Below are 22,428 nucleotides of genomic sequence, written 5' to 3' on the forward strand. Positions count from 1 at the left end.
GGGCGGCCCCGTCGAGTGGCCCCGTCGAGCAGATCGGCGCGCGTTGACGGAACGGTCAGCTGGAGCTCTTTCCGCGAGGTTTGCCCAATGCCGACGACCCTATCTCCGATAAACCGAGCGGCGGTCGAAGACCTGCCGCTGGGCTGCGTCGGTTGCGGGTCCCGCACGCTCGGCATTTGCGGTGCGTTGGCCGGCAGCGAACTGTCCGAGCTGTCGCAGATGTCGCAACGCCGCAGCATCCCGGCGGGTAGCCGGATCGGGCGGGGGAGTTCGCGCAGCGACACTTTCGGCGTCGTTCTCAGCGGTGCGGTTAGCCTGTCCAAGAGCCTGCCCGACGGCCGGCACCAGATCGTCGCCTTGCAGTTCGCCCCGAGCTTCATCGGAAGGCCGTTCCGGGAAACCGAGGACACCGAGCTGAATGCCTCGGGGCAGGTGAGGATCTGCGCCTTCCCGCGCGGACGGTTCGAGACCATGCTCTCGCACAACCGGGCGCTCGAGCACCGCTTGTTGACGGAAACCCTGAACCAGCTGGACGACAGCCGCGACTGGCTGATCGCGCTCGGCCGCAAGACCGCGATCGAGCGCGTCGCGACCTATCTCGCCATGCTGGCCTCGCATGCCCGCTTGGCCCCGGCGGGCGGCTCGGCCGAGATCGCGATGCCGCTGTCGCGCGGGGAGATCGCCGACTTCCTGGGCCTGACCATCGAGACGGTCTCGCGCAAGATGACCGAGCTGCGCAAGATGGGCGTCATCGCGTTCCAGTCCGCGGCGTCGATCCGCATCCTGTCGCCGTCGGGCCTGCGTCAGGTGTCCGGAACCTGAACCGGGAAGGGGACGCTGGTCCCGGCCGGCCAGCCGGGCCCATTGGTGAGCGCGGCCAGCAGGGCCGCCTGGTCTTCGGCCGTGAACGCCTCCGCCGCCTGCGCAAACAGCACCTCCATCTCGCGAGCCTCGTGCCGGCGGATCGCCATGAAGAAGGCACGCAGCTGGTAGGAGACGAGGTCGATCTCCTGGCGCGAGCAGCCTTCCGCCAACCGCTTCAGGCTGACGACGAGATCCAGCGCAGCGTCCCTGTCCTCGGCATGCTCGAAGCAGGAGGTGCCGATGCTGGCGGCGATGGTGGTCGAGGACCACAGCCGGCGTCGGAGCAGCGGAAAGAACGTGGATTCCTCGAGCGCCTGGAGCGGGCCGATGAGGGTGGTGATCGCCCAGGCCGCCTCAAGGCACGCCTTCGGCCGGATCGCCGGCAGGGCGTCCGCCAATGCTTCCAGGAGATCGCAGAGCTCGCTTTGCCGCCGGTGCAACTGCCGGAGCCTGTCGAGCGGGGACGGCCCTGGCGTCGGACTGGGGAGAGACAGGTCCGAGTGCATCCGCGTCCCCCATGGGTTGGAGCATCCGGCGATCGGGTGGACCCACCCCATCAAAGAAAGATGCCATAGATTCAATAAGATAGAGCGTCCTCTGTGCGTCCTTCCGGACCCACGACGCTCTAGACGCGGGCCTCATTGTCACGGAAATTCCGGGCGATGCCGGCGAGGGTACGCACGCGCGTCCAGAGGGCGACGCTAGACCCCGGAGCCGATGGCCGGCTTGATCGAGATCAAGCTGCGTCCGCAAATCGAGGCGCCTTGGCCGCGCACGATCCGCCCGGCTCAGCTTCGTCGCCCGGCGCGCTTGCGCGCTCCCCCCGTTCCCCCAACGAGCGGCCCGCTCAGAGCAGGAGCCAGCCGGCCGCTCCGGCCCCGATCACCACCGCCCAGGCCGGCGCCTTCCATGCGGCCAGCGCCACGAAGGCGATGGCGGCGATCACCAGGGCTTCGCGCGAGGTGATGCCCTCGGTGAAGACGGGATCGTAGAGGGCGGCGGCGAGGATGCCGACGACGGCGGCATTCACCCCCGCCAGCGCCCGCACCGCCGCGGGCGTCGACCGCAGGCGCTGCCAGAAGGGCAACGCACCGACCAGCAGCAAGGCGGCGGGGGCGAAGATGGCGACGAGGGCGACAAAAGCCAGCAGCGGCCCGCCGACGACGGCGCCGAGATAAGCCGCGAAGGCGAAGAGAGGTCCGGGCATGGCCTGCGTCGCGCCGTAGCCTGCGAGGAAGGCGTCGCGGCCGACCAGCGCGGTATCGACCGTCGCCGACTGGAGCAAGGGCAGCACGATATGCCCGCCGCCGAACACCAGCGCCCCGGAGCGGTAGAAGCTGTCGGCCAGCGCAGACACCACGCCGCCTTCCGCGGCAGCCACCAGCGGCAAGGCGACGAGCAGCCCGGCAAAGATCAGCAGCGCCATTACCGCTGTCCTGCGTCCGACGGGCACCGAGAGGGCGGGCTCGTTCGCCTCGGATGCGGCCGCCGGCGGCGCGGGGGCAAGCCAGGCGGATCCGGCGGCCGCGCCCAGCGCGATCGCGGCGATCTGCGACCAGGCGGTGGGAAAGAGGGTGGTGATCGCCAGGCCGGCGACGGCGATGCTCGCCCGCTCGTGGCCGGCGGCGAGGGTCTGCGCCATGCCGAGGACGGCATGGGCGACGATGGCGACCGCCGCCGCCTTCAGCCCGTCGAGCCACCCGCCGCCGAAAACCGCGCGCAAGGGCGCCTCGCCGTAGGCGAAGGCGACGAGCAGCAAGGCCGTCGGGAGCGTGAAGCCGATCCACGCCGCAGCCATCCCGGCATAGCCGGCGCGGTGCAGCCCGATCGCCATCCCGACCTGGCTGGACGAGGGGCCCGGCAAGAACTGGCAGAGCGCGACGAGGTCGGCATAGGCCCGATCGGAGATCCAGCGGCGTCGCGTCACGAAGGCATCGCGGAAATAGCCGAGATGGGCGACGGGTCCGCCGAAGGAGGTCAGGCCAAGCCCGAGGAAGATCGTAAATACCTCCCGCGCCGAACCCGCTGCGGCAAGCCCTTCCGGCTCGGCTGATCGGTCTGTCGTCATTTCGGTCGGCTCCAGGCACGGATGCTGGCGGGACGGGCCGGCGCAGGCTCCCTACCTTCTGTCGATGCCTTTAGCATGAACCCCATCGCCGGGCTGAGCCCTGTCGTGCGACGGGCGCTGGTTGCGGACCGGCCGTAGCGTCCGGGGTCTCGAGCGGGCAAGCCACCGTTTCCAGCCGCGGATTGCAGGGGAAAACAAGGGCTTGAACGTCGATTACCCCAGCCTCTCGGAACCGTCTGTTCGCGGCCGCCCTTCTCCTCTGAAACAGGGAGAGAAACATGAGCGACAGGATCCCCGACGATCGTACCGACGATGCTCCCCGCTTCGAGGGCGACCGCATTCATGACAACCACCAGCAGCCCGGCTCGCTGACCGAAGGAAGCGCGCCGGTACGGCCCGTCGGGCGGGACGAGGCCGTGGTCGATGCCGAATTCAGCGGCCTCGACAATGATCTGGTCGACATGGGGCAATTCGGCGACGAGGCCGATGAAGGGCTTGGCAGCGACGGCGGAACCCAGCCGGACATGCCCCGCCAGCCCGACGTTCCGGATGGCCGGCAGCGCCCGCTCGGTGCCGGCGAGAAGCGGGACCCGTCGCCGGACGGCAGCCTCTAGACCGTTCACTATTGCAGCCCAAACCGCGTCACCGGCTAGAACACTGACGACCTTCTTGCGGCCTCCCACGATAGGCGGTGCAAGGATACCAGGAGCACATCCATGTCCGATACAAATGCCAAGACCCCTAAAAAGGGCGATGTCGTTTCCGATCATCCGGATGCAAACGGCAAACTGCCTAAGGACACGGCCGAAATTGGCGCGGATGCCGCAGTGCAGGAGGAGATCGAGGAAGCCGACGGGGCCGAGGACGAGAAGCTCGACCGCGCAGTAGGAGCACTCGACTGAGCGGGATTGGCCAGGACCCCGGCGCGGACAGACCAGCGCACGCCAGGGGTAGCCATGACGCGGGGTTTTCCAGGCAACGCCAAGGCGCTGCGGGCTCGAGAGGACGGAGCGGCACCAACGCCGTTCCAGATGCCGATAGAGTTGCGCAGGGAGGGCAAGGATCGGCTGAGAATTTCGAAATTCCCCCGAAGGCAGCGGCGGCGATCGAGGCAGGCATATCGCCACCTCTGGCCTTTCGCGAGGCGCGGGCAATCAGTCCCAGCGATCTCGCACAGTCGACGGACATCTCCGCCGAACGTCTTCTTCAGATCGAGGAAGGCGCCGTCGCAACCGAGAGCGAACTGCGCGACATCAGCCAGGCGCTGGGGGTGCCGCTTCGGCATCTGGCCGCCCGCTGACACAAGGGCAAACGCTGCGTCAGAGGAGACTTACGTCTGCAGCGGAGGCCAGCTATCCCTGAGAAGGGATGGCTCCTCGTTGAGGCCACGCTGCTTTAGGCCGGACCAGCAGCGGCCGCGGATGTCGCCGGCGTCGTAAAGAACAGCGGGCGAAGCTTGACGCCGAGCACGTTGCCGGCGAAGGCAGCGACGGCCCAGAGCCAGCCGTGCACACTTCCGGAAGCGATACCGGAAAAGTAGGCGCCGATATTGCAGCCGTAGGCGATGCGGGCGCCGTAGCCGAGCATCAGTCCGCCGATCACCGCCGCCACGACCGAGCGAAGCGGGATGCGCAGGCTTGGGGCAAAGCGCCCCGCCAGCGCGGCCGCCAGCATGGCGCCGGCGATGATCCCGAAATCCATCACCGAGGTGACATCGGCAAAGACGCTCTGGCTTAGAGCCTTGGCGTTGCCGGGGGTCTGCCAGTATGCCCAGGCGGCGGGATCGAAGCCGATGAGCGCAGCGCCCTTGGCGCCCCAGAGGGCGAAGGCGGAGGTGATGCCCCAGGGGCGTCCAGCCAGAGCCAACGTCGCAAAGTTCAGCAGCGCCAGAACGATCGCGCCTGCCACCATCGGCCAGGGACCGCGAAGATAGCGCGACAGGCCGTGGCGCGGCGAGGGCGGGGCCGCCTCCAGCGTGCCATTGCGGCGCTTTTCGATGACGATGGTCAACCCGGCAATCGCGGCGAACAGCGCCAGCGAGACGGCGATGCCGAGGGGTGCTCCGAGCGAGACCAGCGTCACCGGCTGGAAGGACGGCAGCGCAACCCACCAGTCGAAATGGACCGTGGCGAGAACCGAGCCGATGACGAAGAAGAGCAGCGTCACCAGCATGCGGGCATTGCCGCCGCCGGCGGTGAAGAGCGTGCCGGACGCGCAGCCGCCGCCGAGCTGCATGCCGAGGCCGAACATGAAGGCGCCGATGACGACGGAAAGGCTCAGCGGCTGGACGAGGCCGGTGACCGGGTTGCCGAACAGCGTGCCGGCGCTGAGCGCGGGGAAGAACAGCACGACTGCAACGGCCAGCAGAACCATCTGCGCCCGCAAGCCTCGGCCACGGCCTTCCAGTATGAAGGCACGCCATGCCGCGGTGAAGCCGAAGGAGGCATGATAGAGCGCGATCCCGAGCCCGCCGCCGACCAGGAAGAGCGCGCCGTGCGAGGGTCCAAAAACCAGGCCGAGTGCAATTGTCCCGACAAGGAGGACGGCCAGCGAGACAAACCCCGCTGCGCCGAAGTGGACGGGCGCCGTTGCGCGGGGCGTGGCGATTGGCAGCGTGGACATGGCGGCTCCTCGGTAGACCCGGGAGATAAGCCGATGCCGCGGATGCCGCCAAGCATCAGTTTCCAAAGACTTTCGGGATCGGGGTATTCTGTTCGGGCGAAAAATCCGGCATCGGCGGGCGGCTGATACACAGGCCGTCCGTCGAGCCTGAAAGAGCGCATGCCACGATAAGAGAGGCAGGCGCAGCGGCGGCTTCCGTCGAAGCCGCCGCTCGTCGTTTACAACGTCGGAAGCGAGCCGACGATGCGCAGCGACAGGCCCTCATAGGGCTCCAGCGAGATGTGCAGCACGCCGTCCTCGCCGAGATCCCCCTCGACCGTCTCGGCGATCATGTCGACGACTGGTCCGGACCCGACATTGGCGAGGACGATGGTCTCCTCGATCGGCTCGGCGCTGAAGTTGAGCGCGGTGATCTGCGTTCCCCGGCCGTTCGGCAGCTCGTGCACCATGATGAGGAGACCCGGCGCGACGACGTCGGGGATCGACACCTGCTTGGCCGCCGCCAGTCCGTAGGATTCGCGGACTGCCAGGAGATGCTTCAGCTGCGAGGCGAAGGAGTCCGGCCGCTGCAACTGGTCGGTCAGCGAGCCGTAGAGCGAACGTGCCCTCGGCATGCCGCCGGACGAAACGGTCGCCTCGGGGTCGGCGCCGACGAGATCGTAGCCGCCGCGCTCGATCCAGCGGGTATCGCCATCGCCCATCAAATGCTGGACCTCGCTCGCATCGAGCGGGAGCGCGCCGACGAGATCCCAGCCTGAGAGCGCGAAGACGCCCGGCTGGTAGGCGTTGTACATGGCCAGGAGAATATGGATCTTCTGGATCGTCGCCACCTGCTCGTCGGAAATCTCCGAGATGTCGTCCATGCCGAGCGCCGCGGTGATGATGCTGGCCGTGGTGCAGGAGATGCCGTTGGTGACGAAGCGCAGGTTGTAGGGCGCCGCCGGTCCGCTGAGCTTCTGGTACATGGTCTCGCGCAGATGCGTGCGCAGCGTGCGGCCCTGCCAGGTCTGGCCCTGGAAGGTGTAGATGTCGTTGGCGTGCAGCGTCCAGAAATGCACCAGCTCGGTCGTCAGCTCGTCATGGTTCTGCAGCGCGTGGATCAGCGAGGCCGGGTCGATCCCGAATTCGTGCACCATGCGCAGCATCATCCGCAGGAACTCGGTATCCCCGGTCAGGAGCGCATGCTGGTAGGCCGGGCGGGTGATGAAGTCGTAGGAGAGGTCCGCGCCGCCCTTCGACATCGAGGCGATGTCGTCGACGGTGAGGTTCAGCTCCTGGAACGAGAAGCCGCCGGCCTTGCGGATCATGCCGGCGAGCAGCTGGTTGCCGACCATCGACAGCGGATGGCTCTCCGACCATGCCGGCCCCTCGGCGCGGCGCTCGACGCCGAGGAAGCCGTTGGCATCCAGGCGAAGGCCGCGTGCGCCCATCTGATCGATCGAGTGCAGCGCGTCGCCGATGATCATCTGCTGGGCGGCAAAGGACGGATCGAGCCAGTTGAGGCTCGGCTGACCTTCCTTGAAATAGTGCAGGTAGACCCAGCGCCGAACAGTGCCGTCGACGCCGGTGATCGGGCCGGTGGCGCTCCAGTCGGTTTCCTTGACGCCCGGTTCGAAGAAGATCACCCGCTGCAGCTGGCCGACGATGTAGCCCTTGTCGCGCAGGAGATCGACGGTCGCCGGGTCGAGATTGACCGCGTCGCGGCCTTCCGGCAGCTCCGGAAGGTGCTCCCAGTCGGCCTCCGGAATCTCGACCATGTGGTAGAGGCCGGGATAGGTGGTATGGCCCATTTCGGCGAGGCGGAAATCGGCGCCCTTGCCGGTGTGGGCGGGAACGACGTCGTCGATGACGACCGAGTTGTGTGCCGCGGCCGTGCGGCCGATCGCCACGAACTCGTCATGCGTGCCATAGGCCGGGTCGAGGTCCCAGCCGATACGGTCGAAATTGCCGTCGACGGTCGGCGTGTAGCGGCCGTTCTTCCAGCCGCCGGCGCGCTTCATCGGCCCGGTATGGATGCCGCGAACGCCAATCGAGGACAGCGCTGACCAGAGCTTCGCATCGCCCAGCGTCTTCAGGACGGAGTCGCCCTCGCGGGTGATGATCGCGCCGGGATAGGCGGTGAACCAGACCGGCGCGACCGCCGAGGCGATCCGGGGACGGGTCTCGGCATAGGGTCTCTGCCAGAACCGACCCTTGCCGCCATAGGTCTCGGCGCGGCTGCGCGCCTGGTGCAGCATCGACATCTCGACGAGGGCGTCGACCGAGTCCTGGGATGGTTTTGTCATGAAGAGGTTCCGTTTGCGGGAAATCCGGGGGGTAACGCGTGCGCCGCGGGATGTTTCCGGATTGCGTCGCTTTTGCGCCCGCCAGAGCTGATTCCGACGCCTGAAAGCGCCGCTTTCGCCTTCAAACTTGACAATAATAGTCATGAATTATAGCCGGAAGCGACGGTGCATCTGTCGCTCCGCCGGAACGGAAGGCTTTTCCGCATGCTGACTGCCTGCTCGTCGATCCCGCTCCGCGACGGTGGCCATGTCCTCGACCTCCTCTGCGATCACATGCGCGGGCATGGCGAGGTCGAGCAGGCGCCGGGGACCGCGACGATCAGCCTCGACTATGGCCGCGCCGACCTTTCGATCTCCGGCGACAGCCTTGAGGTCGTCGTCTCGGCGTCGGATGCGACCGGCCTTTCGTACATGAAGATGGGCGTCGTCCATCACGTCCGTGCCTTCGCCGCGCCGCAGACGCCCAACATCGGCTGGAATGGCGACGGGACGGGCGAGACGGTGCCTGCCTTCTTCCGCGAGATGCGCGTCGTCGACGCCTTCGACGTGACCCCGCACATGCGCCGCATGGTGCTGGCAGGGGAGCGGCTCGAGCGGTTTGCCGAGGGCGGCCTGCACGTGCGTCTGATCTTTCCGCCGAAGGGCCGCGTGCCGGTCTGGCCGAGCCTTGGGGCCGACGGATGCCCGGTCTGGCCGGAGGGCGCCGATGCCGTGACCGCGCGGGTCTATACGCTCCGCCATGTCGATCCTGTTGCCGGCGAGGTCTCCATCGACATCTTCCTGCATGACGGCGACGCGACGCCCGGTTCGGATTTCGCGTCGACAGCGCGGGCGGGCGACCGTGTCGGCATGACCGGGCCGGGCGGCGGCGGCATGCCGGGCGCCTCTTCGCTGCTGCTCCTCGGGGACGAGACCGCGCTGCCGGCGATCGCCCGGATCCTTGCGGCGCTGCCGGCCAGCGCCACGGCGCGGGCGGTGATCGAGGTCGGCAGGGCGGAAGATCGGCAGCCGATGCCCTCGGCGGCATCGGTGCGTCTCGAATGGCTGTACCGCGGGGCGGGCGAGCCGGGCGGCACCGGCCGGCTGGCCGACGTCCTCGACTGTCTCGCGCCGGAAGACCTTTCGCCGGACACCTTCGTCTGGGCCGGCTGCGAGTTCGAGGATTTCCGCCGGATGCGCCGCCGCCTGCGCTCCGACTGGAAACTGCCGCGTGACAGGCACCTCGTCGTCGCCTATTGGCGCAAGGGCGCAGCGGGCGACGCGGCGCGCACCGACGCCTGAGGCGGGCGGCGCCGCCCACTGCGGCTCCGCCATCGCGCTCCGCCATCCCACGCTGCCATCGCGAACGGCGCATGCCCTGCCGCTTCGCCGAAACCAACCGTCCGTGCCAGCGGCCGGTCAGGACAGGATCCTCGATGCTTTCCCGCTTCTTCGCCTACTACACCCCCTGGCGCGGCCTGTTTCTCCTCGACTTCGGCTGCGCAGTCGTCGCGGGTCTCCTGGAGCTCGGCTTTCCCATCGCGGTGAAGCTCTTCGTTGACGATCTCCTGCCGAGCGGCGATCTGGCGCTGATCCTCGTCGCCTCCACCGGCCTGCTCCTCGTCTACATCCTGAACACCGGGCTGATGGCGGTGGTCGGATACTGGGGCCACATGCTCGGCATCAACATCGAGACGGAGATGCGCCGGCGGGCCTTCGACCACCTGCAGAAGCTATCCTTCGGCTATTTCGACAACCAGAAGACCGGCCATCTCGTCGGCCGGCTGACCAAGGATCTGGAGGAAATCGGAGAGGTCGCCCATCACGGGCCGGAGGACCTGTTCATCGCCGTGATGACCTTCATCGGCGCTTTCATCCTGATGGTCACGGTGCATGTGGAACTCGCGCTGATCACCGCGGTCATCGTGCCCTTCGGCACCTGGCTGACGACCCGCTATGGCGGGCGGATGACCAAGACCTGGCATGCGATCTACGGCTCCGTCGCCGATTTCAACGCCCGGATCGAGGAGAACGTCGGCGGCATCCGCGTGGTGAAATCCTTTGCCAACGAGGACCACGAGCGGGCGCTGTTCGCCGTCAACAATGCAGGCTACCGCGCCCGCAAGCTCGATGCCTACCGCATCATCACCGCCAGCCAGTCGCTGAACTACCTGTCGATGCGGTTGACGCAGGTGATCGTCATGGTCGCCGGCACCTGGTTCGTCATCTCCGGTGACCTCAGCATCGGCGGCTTCATCGGCTTCCTGCTCCTCGTCAACGTCTTCTTCCGCCCGGTCGAGAAGATCGCCGCGGTGCTGGAGAGCTATCCGAAGGGCATTGCGGGCTTTCGCCGCTACACCGAATTCCTCGATACCGTGCCGGATATCGTCGACCGGCCGGGGGCCGTCGCGCCGTTGGCGCTGCGCGGCGACATCGCGTTTCGCGGCGTGCACTTTGCGTATGCCAAGGGCCGGCCGGTGCTCGACGGCATCGACTTCCACGTCGCGCCCGGCGAGACCGTCGCCTTCGTCGGCCCGTCCGGCGCAGGCAAGACGACGATCTGCTCGCTGGTGCCGCGCTTCTATGACGTGACGGAGGGCGCGATCCTCGTCGACGGCATCGACATCCGCGACATGCAGCTCGCCGCGCTCAGGCGCCATATCGGCGTCGTCCAGCAGGACGTCTTCCTGTTCGGCGGCACGGTGCGCGAGAACATCGCCTATGGCCGGCTCGACGCCAGCGAGGCGGAGATCGTCGCCGCCGTCGACAAGGCGCACCTCACCGCGACGCTGGCGGCGCTGCCGGACGGCCTCGACACCGTGATCGGCGAGCGCGGCGTGAAACTCTCCGGCGGCCAGAAGCAGCGGCTGTCGATCGCGCGGATGTTCCTGAAGGACCCGGAGGTGCTGATCCTCGACGAGGCGACCTCGGCGCTCGACACCGAGACCGAGCGGGCGATCCAGGCCTCGCTCGCCGAACTCGCGCGCGGCCGCACGACGCTGATCATCGCCCACCGCCTGTCCACCATCCGCCACGCCGACCGCATCGTCGTGATCGCCGACGGGCGGATCGTCGAGGAAGGCCCGCACGCTGTGCTGCTCGCCCGCGGCGGGGCCTATGCCCGGCTGATCGGCGCGCAGGACGGGATTTTCACGGCGGAGTAGCGCGGCGCGGAACCCTAAAGAAAAGCAGCGGCAAGGCTTTCGCCTGCCGCTGCTTTTCTACGCACCCTTCCGGTCCATGCTGCAGGCCGCGCCTGCCTTGTTCCTAGACGCCTACCAGGAGTATTTGAGGCTCGCCGTCACCTTGCGCGGCTCGTTGTAGAAGCAGGAATTGGCATCCTGGCACGAGGCGACGGCCTTCTTGTCGAACAGGTTGGACGCGTTGATCTGGCCCTTCCAGTTGTTCTTCTCGTAGGAAATCGATGCGTCGACGACGGTGTAATCCGGCACTTCCAGCGCATTGGCCTTGTCGGCATAGCTCTCGCCGTTCCAGCGGACGCCGCCGCCGAGGCGCAGGCCCGTCAGCGCGTCGGACCGGAAGGCGTAGTCGAGCCAGAGCGACGCGAACTGCTCGGGGATGGCGACCGGTACCTTGCCGAGGTCGATGTCGTTGGATTTCGTTACCTCGAGATCGAAGTTTGTGTAGGCGGCGATCAGGCTGAAGCCATTGCCGAGACCGACATTGCCCTCGAACTCGAAACCCTTCGATGTGATCTCGCCGGTCTGGACCTGCTGGAACGGGTTGCCGCCGGCGACGTCGTTGGTCAGCACGTTGCCGCGGGTCAGGTCGAAGACCGATGCGGTGAAGAAGCCGTCGAAGCCGGTCGGCTGGTACTTCACGCCGGCCTCATACTGGTCGCCGTCACCGGACTCGAACGGCGAGCCGTTCGCATCGAGACCGAGCACCGGGGTGAAGAAGCGGGAATAGCTGACATAGGGTGTGATGCCGTTGTCGAAGAGATAGGCGAGGCCCGCCCGGCCCGAGAAGGCGCCCTCGTCGTCGTCGGCATCGCTGCCGATGCGGTTGTCGAGCTCGGTGCTCAAGAAGTCGTAGCGGGCGTTCGCCGTGACGACGAGCTTGTCGAGGGTCATCTGGTCCTGGACGTAGAGCCCCGTCTGGTTCAGCGTCTGGGTGTTGTCGATGTAGGGCGCGCCGAGCGGCGGCTGGCCGGTGCTGTAGTCCGGGTTGACGAGGTCGAGCGGCGTGCCGAGGCCGCCGGGGCCGTCGAATGCCGAGACCGCCTGAGACTGATCGAGCCTGTAATAGCGGTAGTCGAGCCCGGCGATCGCCTTGTGCTCGATGGCGCCGGTGGCGAACTTCGCCTCGACCTGGTTGTCGATGGTGAAGGTGTCGACCTTCGGATCGGTGCGGAAGTTGATGCGGGCGAGTTCCGAGCCGCCGGGCGTCACGTAGCCGTTGCCGTAGGCCAGCGCATAGGTCGACTCCAGATGCGCGTAGCGGGCGTTCTGGCGCACCGTGAAGGTCTCGTCGAACGCGTGCTCGGCCTCGTAGCCGATCATCGTCTGGTCGCGGGTGAACTCGTCGATCGACGTGTCGCTGGTGAAGACGTCGCGGTCGATCTTGCCGAACGCGGCCGGCCGCACCGTGCCGACATAGGGCAGGAAGCCCGGTACGTTGTTGCTGTCGTCGCGCTGGTAGGAGCCGTAGACGGTGACGTTCGTCTGGGCATCGGGCGCCCAGGTCAAGGTCGGGGCGATCAGGCCGCGGAACTCGTCGCCTTCATCGGCATAGTCGTTGCCGCCGAACAGCTTGGCGTTCAGCCGGTAGGTCCAGACGCCCTCGTCGTCGAGCGGGCCGCTGGTGTCGAGCGCGGTGTAGCCCTGACCGTATTCGTTGACGCCAACCTCGACCGAGCCTTGCTTCGTCGTGGTCGGGCGCTTCGAGATCAGGTTGATGAGGCCGCCCGGAGAGCTGCCGCCGTAGAGCACCGAGGCCGGGCCCTTCAGGACTTCCACCCGCTCGAGCAGCACGGGATCGACCTGGAAGGTCGCGAAGGCCGAGGAGAACAGCGCGAGGCCATCGAGGTAGAGGCCGTCCTCATTGGCCGGGAAGCCGCGAATGTTGAACCAGTCGAGCCGGTTGTTGTTGCCGAACTTCTGTCCCTGGACGCCCGAGGAATAACGTGTCGCCTCGTCGACGCTCTGGACGTTCCGGACCTCGAGCTGATCCTCGCCGATGACCGAGACCGGCTGGGGGCTGGCCAGCCGGGAACCGGCGCCCTTGGTGCCGCTGACGCTCTGGCGGGGGACGACGCGCTCGCTGTCGCCGGCAAGGCTGCTGCCGCCGGCAGCCGTGCCGTTGCTGGCGCCGCCCTCGAGCGTGACCGCGTCGAGCACGATCGTATCCTGTGCGGCGGCAGCGCCCGCGAGCGCTCCAAGGGCGCAGGAAACGCGCAGCACGGTCTGGCAGGAACGGACGACAGAAGGCATCGATGGGACTCCATGAAGGGACCCATTCCGCCTAGGTGCGTTAAGCTGATAAATCGAGTCATATTTTCGGGCGCCAGATACGCTTCGATCCAGTGTTGCCTTAATGTAACTTATCCGCCCAGGAACCCTCCATCGGAAGAGTCCCGCTGCGCTCGTCCATCCTTCTGCTAGATTAGAAGAGTTTTAAACTGTCAAGCCGAGGCGCACGATAGTGCGGAATACTGGTCAGCGGTCGCTTCGCCGCATCGGCATTGCATCGATCAGGCCGTTGAGCTCGGCCAGCCCAATCGGCTTGCTCCCGCGCCACTTGACCCCACCATCCTTGCCGATCAGCAGCGCGGAGAAAGCGGTCGCGGCGGCAACGTCGTAACGGTCCCGCAGCCCGTCGGCGGTTTCTCCTTTGGGGGCTTCACCATAGATCGGCAGGATCTGATCGCCCACCACGGCGAAGGCGACGAGATCACGATCGGCAAGCGCCGCCTCGTCCGCCAGAAGGCTCCGCCGCTGTTCGGAGAGCAGGCCGTTCCGGTCAGACGAAAACACGATCACGATGCGCTTCTCCCAGCGGAGGCTGGCGATGGTCGCGGCGTCGACGGCCCCGCCGGTGCCGATGGCCGATATCAGTGCTGCGGCGGCGATGGTCTTCAGCATGAAACTTCTCCCTTGCCCGTCAGAGCGGCCCCACAACGGGTCGTTCGGTTCACGGGCAGACGATGGCGTGATCGCGCCCCGACATCTCCGCTGCGGCCGATCGTCCCGCGGTGGCGCGGCTTCTCATTTTTGACTGAACCCATTCGCCGCCGTCTGCGTTGCAGCCTAGAATCGTTATAAGGAGCAGCCTGTGCTGACACTGACCGTGAACGGAACCGAGCATTCGCTCGACATCGACGTGAGGACATCGCTGCTCGATGCTCTGCGCGACCATCTGGCCCTCACCGGCACCAAGAAGGGCTGCGACCACGGCCAGTGCGGCGCCTGTACGATCCTGGTCAACGGCCGGCGCGTCAATTCGTGCCTGACTCTCGCCGTGATGCACGACGGCGACGAGATCACCACCATCGAGGGCCTCGGCGAGCCCGGCAATCTCCACCCGATGCAGGAAAGTTTCCTGCACCATGACGGCTACCAGTGCGGCTATTGCACGCCGGGCCAGATCATGTCGGCGGTCGGCATGCTCGGCGAGGTCGAGGCGAAGTGGCCGAGCCATGTGACGGAAAACGTCGAGGGCGGCGCCGAACTCTCCAATGCCGAAATCTCCGAGCGCATGTCGGGCAATCTCTGCCGCTGCTCGGCCTATCCGAACATCGTCGATGCCATCCGCGAGGTCGACACCGCAGACACCCGCCGGAAGGACGCAGCATGAGGACGTTCGATTACGTCCGGGCGAGCGACGCCCGGCAGGCCGCGACCGAAGCCGCCGTCGTCGGTGCCAAGTTCATCGCCGGCGGCACCAATCTGCTCGACCTGATGAAGCTGCAGGTCGAGCATCCCGACCGCCTCGTCGACATCAGCCGCCTGCCGCTGAAGGACATCGAGGAGACGGATGATGGCCTGCGCATCGGCGCGCTCGTCACCAACAGCGACCTTGCCGCCAGCGACATCATCCGCGAGCGCTATCCCCTGCTCAGTCGCGCGCTCCTCGCCGGCGCCAGCGGGCAGCTCCGCAACAAGGCGAGCACCGGCGGCAATTTCCTGCAGCGCACGCGCTGCGGCTATTTCTACGAGACCTCCGCCAACTGCAACAAGCGCGAGCCGGGCTCGGGCTGCGACGCGATCGGCGGCTTCAACCGTATCCATGCGATCCTCGGCGCCAGCGAGCACTGCATCGCCACCCATCCGTCCGACATGGCGGTGGCCATGCGGGCATTGGACGCCAAGATCGAGACGATGAAGGCCGACGGATCGTCCCGCGTCCTCGCGCTGTCCGACTTCTACCGCCTGCCCGGCGATACGCCGGACCTCGACACCAATCTCGAGGCAGGCGAACTCATCGCGGCCGTGCACCTGCCGAAGGCGCCGGGCGGCAAGCATGTCTACCGGAAGGTCCGGGACCGCGCGTCCTATGCGTTCGCGCTGATCTCCGTCGCGGCGGTGGTGAAGGTCGAGGACGGCAAGATGCAAGGCGTCAGCCTCGCCTTCGGTGGCGTCGCCCACCTGCCATGGCGCGATGGCGCGGTGGAGGCCATGCTGAACGGCCAGGCGCCGTCGCAGGCGCTGTTCGAGAAGGCGGCCGACCTGCTGCTCGCCGAGGCGAAGGGCCAGGGCGAAAACGATTTCAAGATCGAGCTGATGCGGCGGACTTTGCCCGCGGTCCTCAGCGAGGCGACGGGAGTGACGGCATGAGCAAGTCCTACGACTACCAGATGGACAAGCCGATCGGCGAGACGCGTCTCGACCGCGGTGTGCAGGGCGTCATCGGCAAGGGCATCGACCGGTTCGAGGGCCCGTTGAAGGTGTCGGGCAAGGCGACCTACGCCTACGAGAACCTGCACGGGCGGGAGGTGGCCTTCGGTTATCTCGTCACCTCGACCATCGGCTCCGGCAAGATCGTCGAGATCGACACGATGCAGGCACTGTCGACGGCCGGTGTTCTTACCGTCATCACCGATGAGAACGGTCCGCGCGCGGCGGCCGACCCGGGCGATCCCGCACCGACACCGATCGGCGGCGAAGTCACCCATTACGGCCAGCCGATCTGCCTCGTCATTGCCGAGAGCTTCGAGGTCGCACGCGCGGCCGCCAAGCTGGTCGACGTTCGCTACGAGGCCTCCGAAGGTCACTACGACCTTGAGGAGGGCAAGGCGGGCGCCTACGATCCGGGCGATGGCGTTATGCCGTCGACGGTGGTGAAGGGCGACTTCGACAAGGCCTTCGCCAAGGCAGAGGTGACGTTCGAGGCGACCTATACGACGCCCAGCCAGAGCCATTCGGCGATGGAGCCACACGCGGCGGTAGCCGTCTGGGACGGCGACGACCTGACGATGTACGGCTGCTACCAGCTGGTGCAGACGAATGTCGGCCAGCTCGCCAAGGCGCTCGGCGTCAACAAGAAGCATGTCCGCCTGCTGAACCCGTTCATCGGCGGTGGCTTCGGCGGCAAGCTCGGCATCGGTCCGGAGTCGGTGTTCGCCGCGATGGGCGCCAAGGAAACCGGCCGTCCGGTCAAGATCGCGCTCACCCGCCAGCAGGTGATGCAGACGACCTCGCGCCGTACCGATACCATCCAGCGGGTGCGCATCGGCACGACGAAGGACGGCATCATCACCGCCATCGCGCACGACACCATCACCGGCAACACGCCCGGCGACGATTTCTTCGAGCCCGCCGGCATCTCGACCGTGTTCCTCTACGCCGGCGACAACCGGCAGATCACGCACCGCAAGGTCGACGTCAACATCCTCCTGTCGTCCTCGATGCGGGCGCCGGGTGAGGCGGTGGGCATGTTGGCGCTCGAAAACGCCATGGACGAGATGGCCGAGAAGCTCGGCCTCGATCCGATCGAGTTCCGCAAGCGCAACGAGCCGGAGACCGATCCGCAGGAAGGCCTGCCGTTTTCCTCGCGCATGATGGTCGAGTGCATGGACGAGGGCGCCCGGCATTTCGGCTGGAACGACCGCTCCAAGGTTCCGGGTACCCGGCGCGAAGGTGAATGGTTCATCGGCACGGGCATGTCGACGGCGTCGCGCAAGAACATCCTGCAGAAGGCATCGGCCCGCGTGTCCCTGCTGGCCGACGGTTCGGCGACGGTCGAGACGGATATGACCGACATCGGCACCGGCACCTACACCATCCTGCAGCAGATCGCGGCCGAGATGCTGGGCCTGCCGGTCGAGAAGGTGTCGGTGAAGCTCGGCGACAGTTCGCTGCCGCCGGCACCCGGCTCAGGCGGCTCCTGGGGCGCCAGTTCCTCGGGCTCGTCGGTCTACACCGCCTGCGAGGGCATCATCGAGCAACTGGCCGAGAAGCTCGGCGTGTCGTCCGATGATCTCACCCTCAAGGACGGCACCGCGATCGCCGGCAACAAGCAGACGCCGCTGACCGTCGTTCTCTCGGGCGAGCCGATCGTCATGCTCGGCAATTTCGCACCGGGCAAGGCGTTCAAGGAGACCCACCAGGCGAGCTACGGCGCGCACTTCTGCGAAGTGGCGGTGAACGCGGTGACCGGCGAGACCCGCATCCGCCGGCTGCTGACGGTGGCGGCGGCCGGCCGTATCCTCAACGAGAAGACGGCGACGTCGCAGTGCTATGGCGGACAGATCTTCGGCATCGGCACGGCGCTGACCGAGGAGCTCGTAGTCGATCCGCGCACCGGCCTGATGGTCAACCACGATCTGGCCGAATACCACGTGCCGGTGAATGCCGACGTGCCGCAGCTAGAGGTCATCATGCTGCCGGAGCGGGACCATGCGGCGAGCCCGCTGGCCTCCAAGGGCATCGGCGAACTCGCGATCTCCGGCGTCGGGGCCGCGATCACCAACGCCATCTACAACGCCACCGGCGTTCGGGTGCGCGATTATCCGATGACGCTCGACAAGGTCCTGGCGGGTTGGACGAAGCCAAAGGCCGCCTGAGCCGACCGGCTAAAGCGATAGGCTGATCCAAGAGGCGGCGGAGCGCAGGTTCTGCCGCCTCTTTCCGTCTAGCCTCAGCCGTGCAGCTTGAGGGCGGGTCCCTTCGTCGGCGAAATGACATCGGCGAGGATCGCCACGGAGCCGCGCAAGGTGCCGAGCACCGACCATTGATGCTGGCGCTGCAGCGCGTGGTAGGCGGCCTTGGCGAACTGTCCGTCGATGAAGAAGTCGTCGCGCCGGGCAAAGCCCATCAGGCCAACGGTGCCGGCATCGCCGAGCGAGATCAGCTTGCCCTTGTCCTTGAAGGCGAAAGGCTCGACGGGCTTTCCGGCAATGGCGGCCGGTAGCGCGCCGCAGAGGTAGCGTCCTTGTTGGCTGGCGATCTGCGCTGTCGGCGGCAGCGCCATCTCCGCACCCTGGGGGGTGAGGCTGGCCGCATCGCCCATGGCATAGATGGCGGGGTCGGCGGTCCTCAGATAGGCGTCGACGACGATCCGGCCCTTGCGGTCGGTCTCGAAGTCGCCGAGCTGCTTCAGAACCGGCAAGCCGACGAGGCCCGCGGCCCAGACGGTGATGTCGGCCGGCCAGCTGTCGCCGGTGGCCGAGCCCACGGCATCGGCATGGACGGCATTGATCTTGGCGTTCGTCACGACGGAGACGTCGAGGGCGGCCAGCCGCTTGAGGACGCCGGCGCGCAGGCCCGCGTCGGCGCCGGGCATCAACATCGGTGCCCCCTCGAGGATGGTGAGGTCGAGAAGCTTGGCCTGCGGCCGCTTGGCCGGGCGCTCGAAGAAGGCCTGTTCGGAAACGCGCAGGTGTGCGGCGAGCTCGGTGCCGGTGGCGCCCGAGCCGACGATGACGACATGCGCCGGCCTGCCGCTTTCGCGCGCATTGATCATCAGGCCGATGAAGCGTTCGCGGAAGGCGTCGGCATCGGCCTTCGCGTCGAGCCGGACGGCGTGGTCGAGCACGCCGGGTATGCCGAAATCCGCGGTGATTCCGCCGAGCGCGATGACGCAGGTGTCGTAGCCGACGCTGCGGCCCGGCGCCATCGTCTGCCCGCTCGCGGACGTGACGGGGGCGAGCCGGACGCATTTGGCCGCCCTGTCGATTGACACGACGCTGCCTTGCTCGAAGCGAAAGCCGCGCATTCGGGCCAGCATGTAGAAGCTGATCTCGGTCAGCGTCGAGTTCACCGTGCCGGCGGCGAACTCGTGCAGGCGGGGCTTCCAGATATGCGAGCTGACGCGGTCAACGAGGGCCACGTCGAGCGACCGGTCCCCCGACAGGGCGGCGGCGAGCTCGAGCCCACCCGCCCCGCCACCGAGCACGAGGATACGGTGTCTGGATTGTAGCATGCGATCACCCTTGCCGGACGCTGCCGCCTTGCCGGCGGCGCACGTCCTCTTTCCATCGCTCGCGCTTCTAACGGGAGGGGGCATCGCCCTCCACCCCGTGTCATCGCGCGGTCGATCAGCCGTAGGTGCCCACCAGGCCTGTGATGCCGATGAAGATAAGATAGAGCGCGACGATGTAGTTGAGCAAGCGCGGCATCAGAAGGATGAGCACGCCGGCGATCAGCGCGACGATCGGCTGGATCTGGAGAATCTGCATAAGGGCTTTTCCGAGTTATCCGTCCGGGGAATCAGGACATGTGCCAGCCATGACTGACGGTGATCGACTGGCCGGTCAACGCGTTCGAGCGAAAGCCCGCCAGGAACACGGCGACGTCGGCGACGTCCTCGATGGTCGTGAACTCCTGGTCGACGGTATTGCCGAGCATCACGCGGTTGACGACCTCGTCTTCCGAAATGCCGAGCCGCTCGGCCTGCTCGGGGATCTGCTTGGCCACCAGAGGGGTCTTCACGAAACCGGGGCAGATCACGTTGGACCGCACGCCATGCTGTGCGCCTTCCTTGGCCATCACCCTTCCGAGGCCCAGCAGCCCATGCTTGGCGGCGACATAGGCGCTCTTCAAGGGCGACGCCTCATGACTGTGCGCCGAGCCCATATAGATCAGCGATCCCGACTTCTGCGGGTACATCACCTTGATGCAGGCCTTGGTCAGGAGGAAGCCGCCGCCGAGGTGGACGTTCACCACCTTCTGGAACTCGGCATAGGGAAAATCCTCGACCGGGTGGACGATCTGGATGCCGGCATTGGCGATCATCGTGTCGATCCGCCCGAAGCGTGCTGCTGCTGCTGCGACGCCGGCCTCGACCGCGGCCTCGTCCGAGACGTCCATCTCGATCGCCAGCGCCTCGCCGCCGGCCGCCTCGATCTCAGCGACGCTCGCCTCGGCGGCGGGCCGGTCGATGTCGCAGACGGCGATCCGGGCGCCCTCGCGCACGAAGGCCAGCGCGATCTCGCGGCCGATGCCGGAGCCCGCGCCGGTGATGACGGCGACGTTGTTCTGAAGTTTCACGGGCAGTGCTCCCACGGGCCGACACAGCGGCGATCGGTGCCGACTATTCCGCAGGGGCGCACTGAAACGCAACAGGCCGGCAACTGGGCCGGCCTGTCACAGAGGGGGGATGGTTCACGGAGCGGGCGCTCAGAACTCCGACCAGCCGTCGGTTTCCGGCTTCATCGCCGCGCCGCCGCGGCCGGTGCTGCGCATCTGGACCACCGCGCGGCCCGCGGCAGGGCGGCCCGTGGCAGGAAGGCTTGCGGCAGGGCGGCTGGCGGCATGCGGCGCGGCTCCGTCCGCGGTGCGGAAGCGGCCGACGAGCCCCGCCAGTTCCGCCGTCTCGGTCGACAGGGTCTGCGCTGCCGCCGTGGTTTCCTCGACCATCGCGGCGTTCTGCTGGGTGACCTTGTCCATCTGGTCGGCCGCGGCCGATACGCCCTTGAGGCTTGTCGCCTGCTCGCGGGCGCTGCTGGCGATCTTGCCGACGATGACGCTCATGTCGGCGACCTGCGTGACGATTTCCTCCAGCGACTTGCCGGACGCCGTGACGAGATCGACGCCCTCGCCGACCTGTGCCGACGAGGTCGAGATCAGTTCCTTGATCTCCTTCGCCGCCTCGGCCGAGCGCTGGGCCAGGCCGCGCACCTCCTGGGCGACGACGGCAAAGCCACGGCCCGCTTCGCCCGCCCGCGCCGCCTCGACGCCGGCGTTGAGGGCCAGGAGGTTGGTCTGGAAGGCGATCTCGTCGATGACGCCGATGATCTTGCCGATCTTGTCCGAGGACTGCTCGATCGCCGCCATGGCGGTCACTGCCCGGCCAACGATCTCGCCGCCGCGTTCGGCATTGGTCTGGGCCGCGACGGCCGCGCGCTGGGCGTTGGCGGCGCCGTCGGCGGTCCTCGCGACGGCGGAGGTCACCTCGCCGAGTGCCGCGACGGTCTCCTCGAGGCTCGCGGCCTGCTGTTCGGTGCGCTGGGCGAGGTCGCCGGACGCGACCGCGATCTCGCTGAGGCCGGTCCGGAGCGCGCTGGTCGAGCGGATGACCTGTGCCATCGCCTCCTCCAGCCGCGCGACGCTCTGGTTGAACAGCCCGCGCACGCCTTCGTATTCGGTCGCGAACGGCTGCTCGAGCCGCACCGTCAGGTCGCCGTTGGCCAGCCGCTCGAAGCCCGCCTCCACCTCGGTGGCGAAGAAGGCTTGCGCCTCGGCGGTGTCCGCGCTGGTCTCGGCCTGCCGGCGGCGGCCGGCCTCCCGCTCTGCCGCTGCCTCGGCAGACTCCGATTTAAGGCGCTTCTGCTCGATCATCGCATGGCGCAGATGCTCGACCGAGCCGGCCATCCGGCCAATTTCGTCCTGCCGGTCGGTGCCGACCACCGTCCGGTCGGTCTTGCCGTCGGCCACCTCGGCGACGGTTTCGGTGAGATCACGCAGCGGGGCGAACATCCGCTTGGAGATCCAGAGCACCAGCATGCCGAGGATTGCGGCCGCCAGGACCGACAAGAGGCCAAGCCGGATCTGCAGGCTGTTGATCGAGGAGAAGAAGTCGGCCTTGGGAACGCCGACATAGAGGACGCCGATGGTCTTGCCGGCTGCGTCCTTGATCGGGTCGTAGGCGGTGAAGAAGGGGGTTCCGAGAATATCGGCCTCGCCGCGATATGGCTTGCCGGCGAAGACCTCGGTATAGGCCGGGCCGGCGGCAAGTTTCGTCCCGACCGCGCGGCTGCCGTCCGGCTTCTTGACGTTGGTGGCAATGCGCAGGTCGCCCATGAAGATCGTCGCCGTGCCGCCGACGAGGTCCTTGATGCGGTCGACCGGACCGAAGAAGCCGTTCAGCTGCTGGCTGCCGGCATAGAGGGCGTCGCCGTCGCGCCGCATCGGGCCGAGCCTGTCCAGCACTTCCCAGGCAACGCGCATGTTGCTCTCCTGCCTCTCGGCTGCGCGGAGGACTCCGTCCTCGCGGAGGACGATCTCGTTGGCGATACCGAACGACACCGTCAGCACGGCGAGGCTCGCCATCACCATCATCCAGACCTTGGCGTGCAGGGAAAACGTGCGAAACATGGGGGCACCTGTTTTTTTGCGATCGGTCCGGGGGTCGGCCGAGCGAGGGGAAATCTCCGAGCGAAAAGGCTGAGCGGCGAACCACCGCTTCAGAAGCTTAGCAAGCTACCGTATG

At 67.2% G+C, this 22,428-nt stretch carries 19 protein-coding genes; 9 read left to right on the top strand and 10 right to left on the bottom strand.

Features of this window, described 5'->3' with window-relative positions; all coding sequences use genetic code 11:
• Positions 1-87 precede the first annotated feature (87 nt).
• The gene (locus tag ACZL02_RS22700) at positions 88-822 is read left to right on the top strand and encodes a Crp/Fnr family transcriptional regulator (protein WP_472940985.1); all 735 of its coding nucleotides are present in this window, start codon (positions 88-90) and stop codon (positions 820-822) included.
• Here the strand turns inward: ACZL02_RS22700 and ACZL02_RS22705 are convergent.
• Both ACZL02_RS22705 and chrA read right to left on the bottom strand, forming a co-directional pair.
• Positions 804-1,370 (bottom strand): hemerythrin domain-containing protein, encoded by a 567-nt coding sequence (locus ACZL02_RS22705; RefSeq protein ID WP_496258575.1) that lies wholly within the window; start codon positions 1,368-1,370, stop codon positions 804-806. The genes ACZL02_RS22700 and ACZL02_RS22705 overlap by 19 nt on opposite strands.
• Before the next feature lie 341 nt (positions 1,371-1,711).
• A complete protein-coding gene (gene chrA / locus ACZL02_RS22710; RefSeq protein WP_472940987.1) occupies positions 1,712-2,932 on the bottom strand; it encodes a chromate efflux transporter in 1,221 nt (406 codons plus the stop codon).
• Positions 2,933-3,210: 278 nt separating this feature from the next.
• Here chrA and ACZL02_RS22715 point away from each other — a divergent pair, with 278 nt between their 5' ends.
• From ACZL02_RS22715 to ACZL02_RS22725, 3 genes are all read left to right on the top strand, one after another.
• Complete coding sequence (locus ACZL02_RS22715; RefSeq protein WP_472940988.1) at positions 3,211-3,546, top strand: hypothetical protein; 336 nt, start codon at positions 3,211-3,213, stop codon at positions 3,544-3,546.
• Between the two features lie 102 nt (positions 3,547-3,648).
• A complete protein-coding gene (locus ACZL02_RS22720) occupies positions 3,649-3,834 on the top strand; it encodes a hypothetical protein (protein ID WP_472940989.1) in 186 nt (61 codons plus the stop codon).
• A 227-nt stretch (positions 3,835-4,061) separates the two neighbouring features.
• Positions 4,062-4,232 (top strand): helix-turn-helix domain-containing protein, encoded by a 171-nt coding sequence (locus ACZL02_RS22725; RefSeq protein ID WP_472941126.1) that lies wholly within the window; start codon positions 4,062-4,064, stop codon positions 4,230-4,232.
• Positions 4,233-4,327: 95 nt separating this feature from the next.
• Here the strand turns inward: ACZL02_RS22725 and ACZL02_RS22730 are convergent, their stop codons facing one another.
• Both ACZL02_RS22730 and treS read right to left on the bottom strand, forming a co-directional pair.
• Entirely contained in the window at positions 4,328-5,554 is a 1,227-nt protein-coding gene (locus ACZL02_RS22730; RefSeq protein ID WP_472940990.1) for a YeeE/YedE family protein, read from the bottom strand.
• Positions 5,555-5,772: 218 nt separating this feature from the next.
• A complete protein-coding gene (treS, locus tag ACZL02_RS22735) occupies positions 5,773-7,839 on the bottom strand; it encodes a maltose alpha-D-glucosyltransferase (protein ID WP_472940991.1) in 2,067 nt (688 codons plus the stop codon).
• A gap of 204 nt (positions 7,840-8,043) precedes the next feature.
• On the opposite strand from treS, the gene ACZL02_RS22740 reads away from it, so the two are divergent.
• Together ACZL02_RS22740 and ACZL02_RS22745 are read left to right on the top strand one after the other, a co-directional pair.
• Positions 8,044-9,120, top strand: coding sequence for a DUF2218 domain-containing protein (locus tag ACZL02_RS22740; RefSeq protein ID WP_472940992.1), 1,077 nt, complete (start codon positions 8,044-8,046; stop codon positions 9,118-9,120).
• Between the two features lie 134 nt (positions 9,121-9,254).
• Entirely contained in the window at positions 9,255-10,982 is a 1,728-nt protein-coding gene (locus ACZL02_RS22745) for an ABC transporter ATP-binding protein (RefSeq protein ID WP_472940993.1), read from the top strand.
• A 111-nt stretch (positions 10,983-11,093) separates the two neighbouring features.
• Here ACZL02_RS22745 and ACZL02_RS22750 read toward each other — a convergent pair whose 3' ends face one another.
• Both ACZL02_RS22750 and ACZL02_RS22755 read right to left on the bottom strand, forming a co-directional pair.
• On the bottom strand, positions 11,094-13,271 hold the full coding sequence (locus tag ACZL02_RS22750) for a TonB-dependent siderophore receptor (protein ID WP_472940994.1): 2,178 nt from the start codon (positions 13,269-13,271) through the stop codon (positions 11,094-11,096).
• Between the two features lie 225 nt (positions 13,272-13,496).
• Entirely contained in the window at positions 13,497-13,922 is a 426-nt protein-coding gene (locus ACZL02_RS22755; RefSeq protein ID WP_472940995.1) for a DUF4174 domain-containing protein, read from the bottom strand.
• 190 nt (positions 13,923-14,112) lie between these two features.
• Between ACZL02_RS22755 and ACZL02_RS22760 the strand changes: the two genes are divergently transcribed.
• The 3 genes from ACZL02_RS22760 to ACZL02_RS22770 are packed head-to-tail and all read left to right on the top strand — an operon-like array spanning position 14,113 to position 17,842.
• On the top strand, positions 14,113-14,634 hold the full coding sequence (locus ACZL02_RS22760; RefSeq protein ID WP_472940996.1) for a 2Fe-2S iron-sulfur cluster-binding protein: 522 nt from the start codon (positions 14,113-14,115) through the stop codon (positions 14,632-14,634).
• Positions 14,631-15,614 (top strand): FAD binding domain-containing protein, encoded by a 984-nt coding sequence (locus ACZL02_RS22765; protein ID WP_472940997.1) that lies wholly within the window; start codon positions 14,631-14,633, stop codon positions 15,612-15,614. The genes ACZL02_RS22760 and ACZL02_RS22765 overlap by 4 nt, the downstream gene beginning before the upstream one ends.
• Positions 15,611-17,842 (top strand): xanthine dehydrogenase family protein molybdopterin-binding subunit, encoded by a 2,232-nt coding sequence (locus ACZL02_RS22770; protein ID WP_472940998.1) that lies wholly within the window; start codon positions 15,611-15,613, stop codon positions 17,840-17,842. The genes ACZL02_RS22765 and ACZL02_RS22770 overlap by 4 nt, the downstream gene beginning before the upstream one ends.
• A gap of 74 nt (positions 17,843-17,916) precedes the next feature.
• Here ACZL02_RS22770 and ACZL02_RS22775 read toward each other — a convergent pair whose 3' ends face one another.
• The 4 genes from ACZL02_RS22775 to ACZL02_RS22790 all read right to left on the bottom strand — a co-directional run bounded on the left by ACZL02_RS22775 (position 17,917) and on the right by ACZL02_RS22790 (position 22,313).
• Entirely contained in the window at positions 17,917-19,200 is a 1,284-nt protein-coding gene (locus tag ACZL02_RS22775; RefSeq protein ID WP_472940999.1) for an NAD(P)/FAD-dependent oxidoreductase, read from the bottom strand.
• Positions 19,201-19,315: 115 nt separating this feature from the next.
• Positions 19,316-19,456, bottom strand: a complete 141-nt coding sequence (locus ACZL02_RS22780; protein WP_472931981.1) for a DUF3096 domain-containing protein — start codon at positions 19,454-19,456, stop codon at positions 19,316-19,318.
• A gap of 31 nt (positions 19,457-19,487) precedes the next feature.
• Positions 19,488-20,267, bottom strand: coding sequence for a 3-hydroxybutyrate dehydrogenase (locus ACZL02_RS22785; protein ID WP_472941000.1), 780 nt, complete (start codon positions 20,265-20,267; stop codon positions 19,488-19,490).
• 129 nt (positions 20,268-20,396) lie between these two features.
• Entirely contained in the window at positions 20,397-22,313 is a 1,917-nt protein-coding gene (locus ACZL02_RS22790; RefSeq protein ID WP_472941001.1) for a methyl-accepting chemotaxis protein, read from the bottom strand.
• Between the last annotated feature and the right edge of the window lie 115 nt (positions 22,314-22,428).

It is taken from the genome of Mesocryomonas fontinalis (assembly GCF_055730125.2).

What these genes read in the sequence shown, in the direction of transcription:
- ACZL02_RS22750 (WP_472940994.1), bottom strand. Translation starts at nt 13,271, where the DNA reads ATGCCTTCTGTCGTCCGTTCCTGCCAGACCGTGCTGCGCGTTTCCTGC.
- ACZL02_RS22775 (WP_472940999.1), bottom strand. Translation starts at nt 19,200, where the DNA reads ATGCTACAATCCAGACACCGTATCCTCGTGCTCGGTGGCGGGGCGGGT.
- ACZL02_RS22745 (WP_472940993.1), top strand. Translation starts at nt 9,255, where the DNA reads ATGCTTTCCCGCTTCTTCGCCTACTACACCCCCTGGCGCGGCCTGTTT.
- ACZL02_RS22790 (WP_472941001.1), bottom strand. Translation starts at nt 22,313, where the DNA reads ATGTTTCGCACGTTTTCCCTGCACGCCAAGGTCTGGATGATGGTGATG.
- ACZL02_RS22700 (WP_472940985.1), top strand. Translation starts at nt 88, where the DNA reads ATGCCGACGACCCTATCTCCGATAAACCGAGCGGCGGTCGAAGACCTG.
- ACZL02_RS22705 (WP_496258575.1), bottom strand. Translation starts at nt 1,370, where the DNA reads ATGCACTCGGACCTGTCTCTCCCCAGTCCGACGCCAGGGCCGTCCCCG.
- ACZL02_RS22740 (WP_472940992.1), top strand. Translation starts at nt 8,044, where the DNA reads ATGCTGACTGCCTGCTCGTCGATCCCGCTCCGCGACGGTGGCCATGTC.
- ACZL02_RS22780 (WP_472931981.1), bottom strand. Translation starts at nt 19,456, where the DNA reads ATGCAGATTCTCCAGATCCAGCCGATCGTCGCGCTGATCGCCGGCGTG.
- ACZL02_RS22770 (WP_472940998.1), top strand. Translation starts at nt 15,611, where the DNA reads ATGAGCAAGTCCTACGACTACCAGATGGACAAGCCGATCGGCGAGACG.
- ACZL02_RS22765 (WP_472940997.1), top strand. Translation starts at nt 14,631, where the DNA reads ATGAGGACGTTCGATTACGTCCGGGCGAGCGACGCCCGGCAGGCCGCG.
- treS (WP_472940991.1), bottom strand. Translation starts at nt 7,839, where the DNA reads ATGACAAAACCATCCCAGGACTCGGTCGACGCCCTCGTCGAGATGTCG.
- ACZL02_RS22755 (WP_472940995.1), bottom strand. Translation starts at nt 13,922, where the DNA reads ATGCTGAAGACCATCGCCGCCGCAGCACTGATATCGGCCATCGGCACC.
- ACZL02_RS22720 (WP_472940989.1), top strand. Translation starts at nt 3,649, where the DNA reads ATGTCCGATACAAATGCCAAGACCCCTAAAAAGGGCGATGTCGTTTCC.
- ACZL02_RS22730 (WP_472940990.1), bottom strand. Translation starts at nt 5,554, where the DNA reads ATGTCCACGCTGCCAATCGCCACGCCCCGCGCAACGGCGCCCGTCCAC.
- chrA (WP_472940987.1), bottom strand. Translation starts at nt 2,932, where the DNA reads ATGACGACAGACCGATCAGCCGAGCCGGAAGGGCTTGCCGCAGCGGGT.
- ACZL02_RS22715 (WP_472940988.1), top strand. Translation starts at nt 3,211, where the DNA reads ATGAGCGACAGGATCCCCGACGATCGTACCGACGATGCTCCCCGCTTC.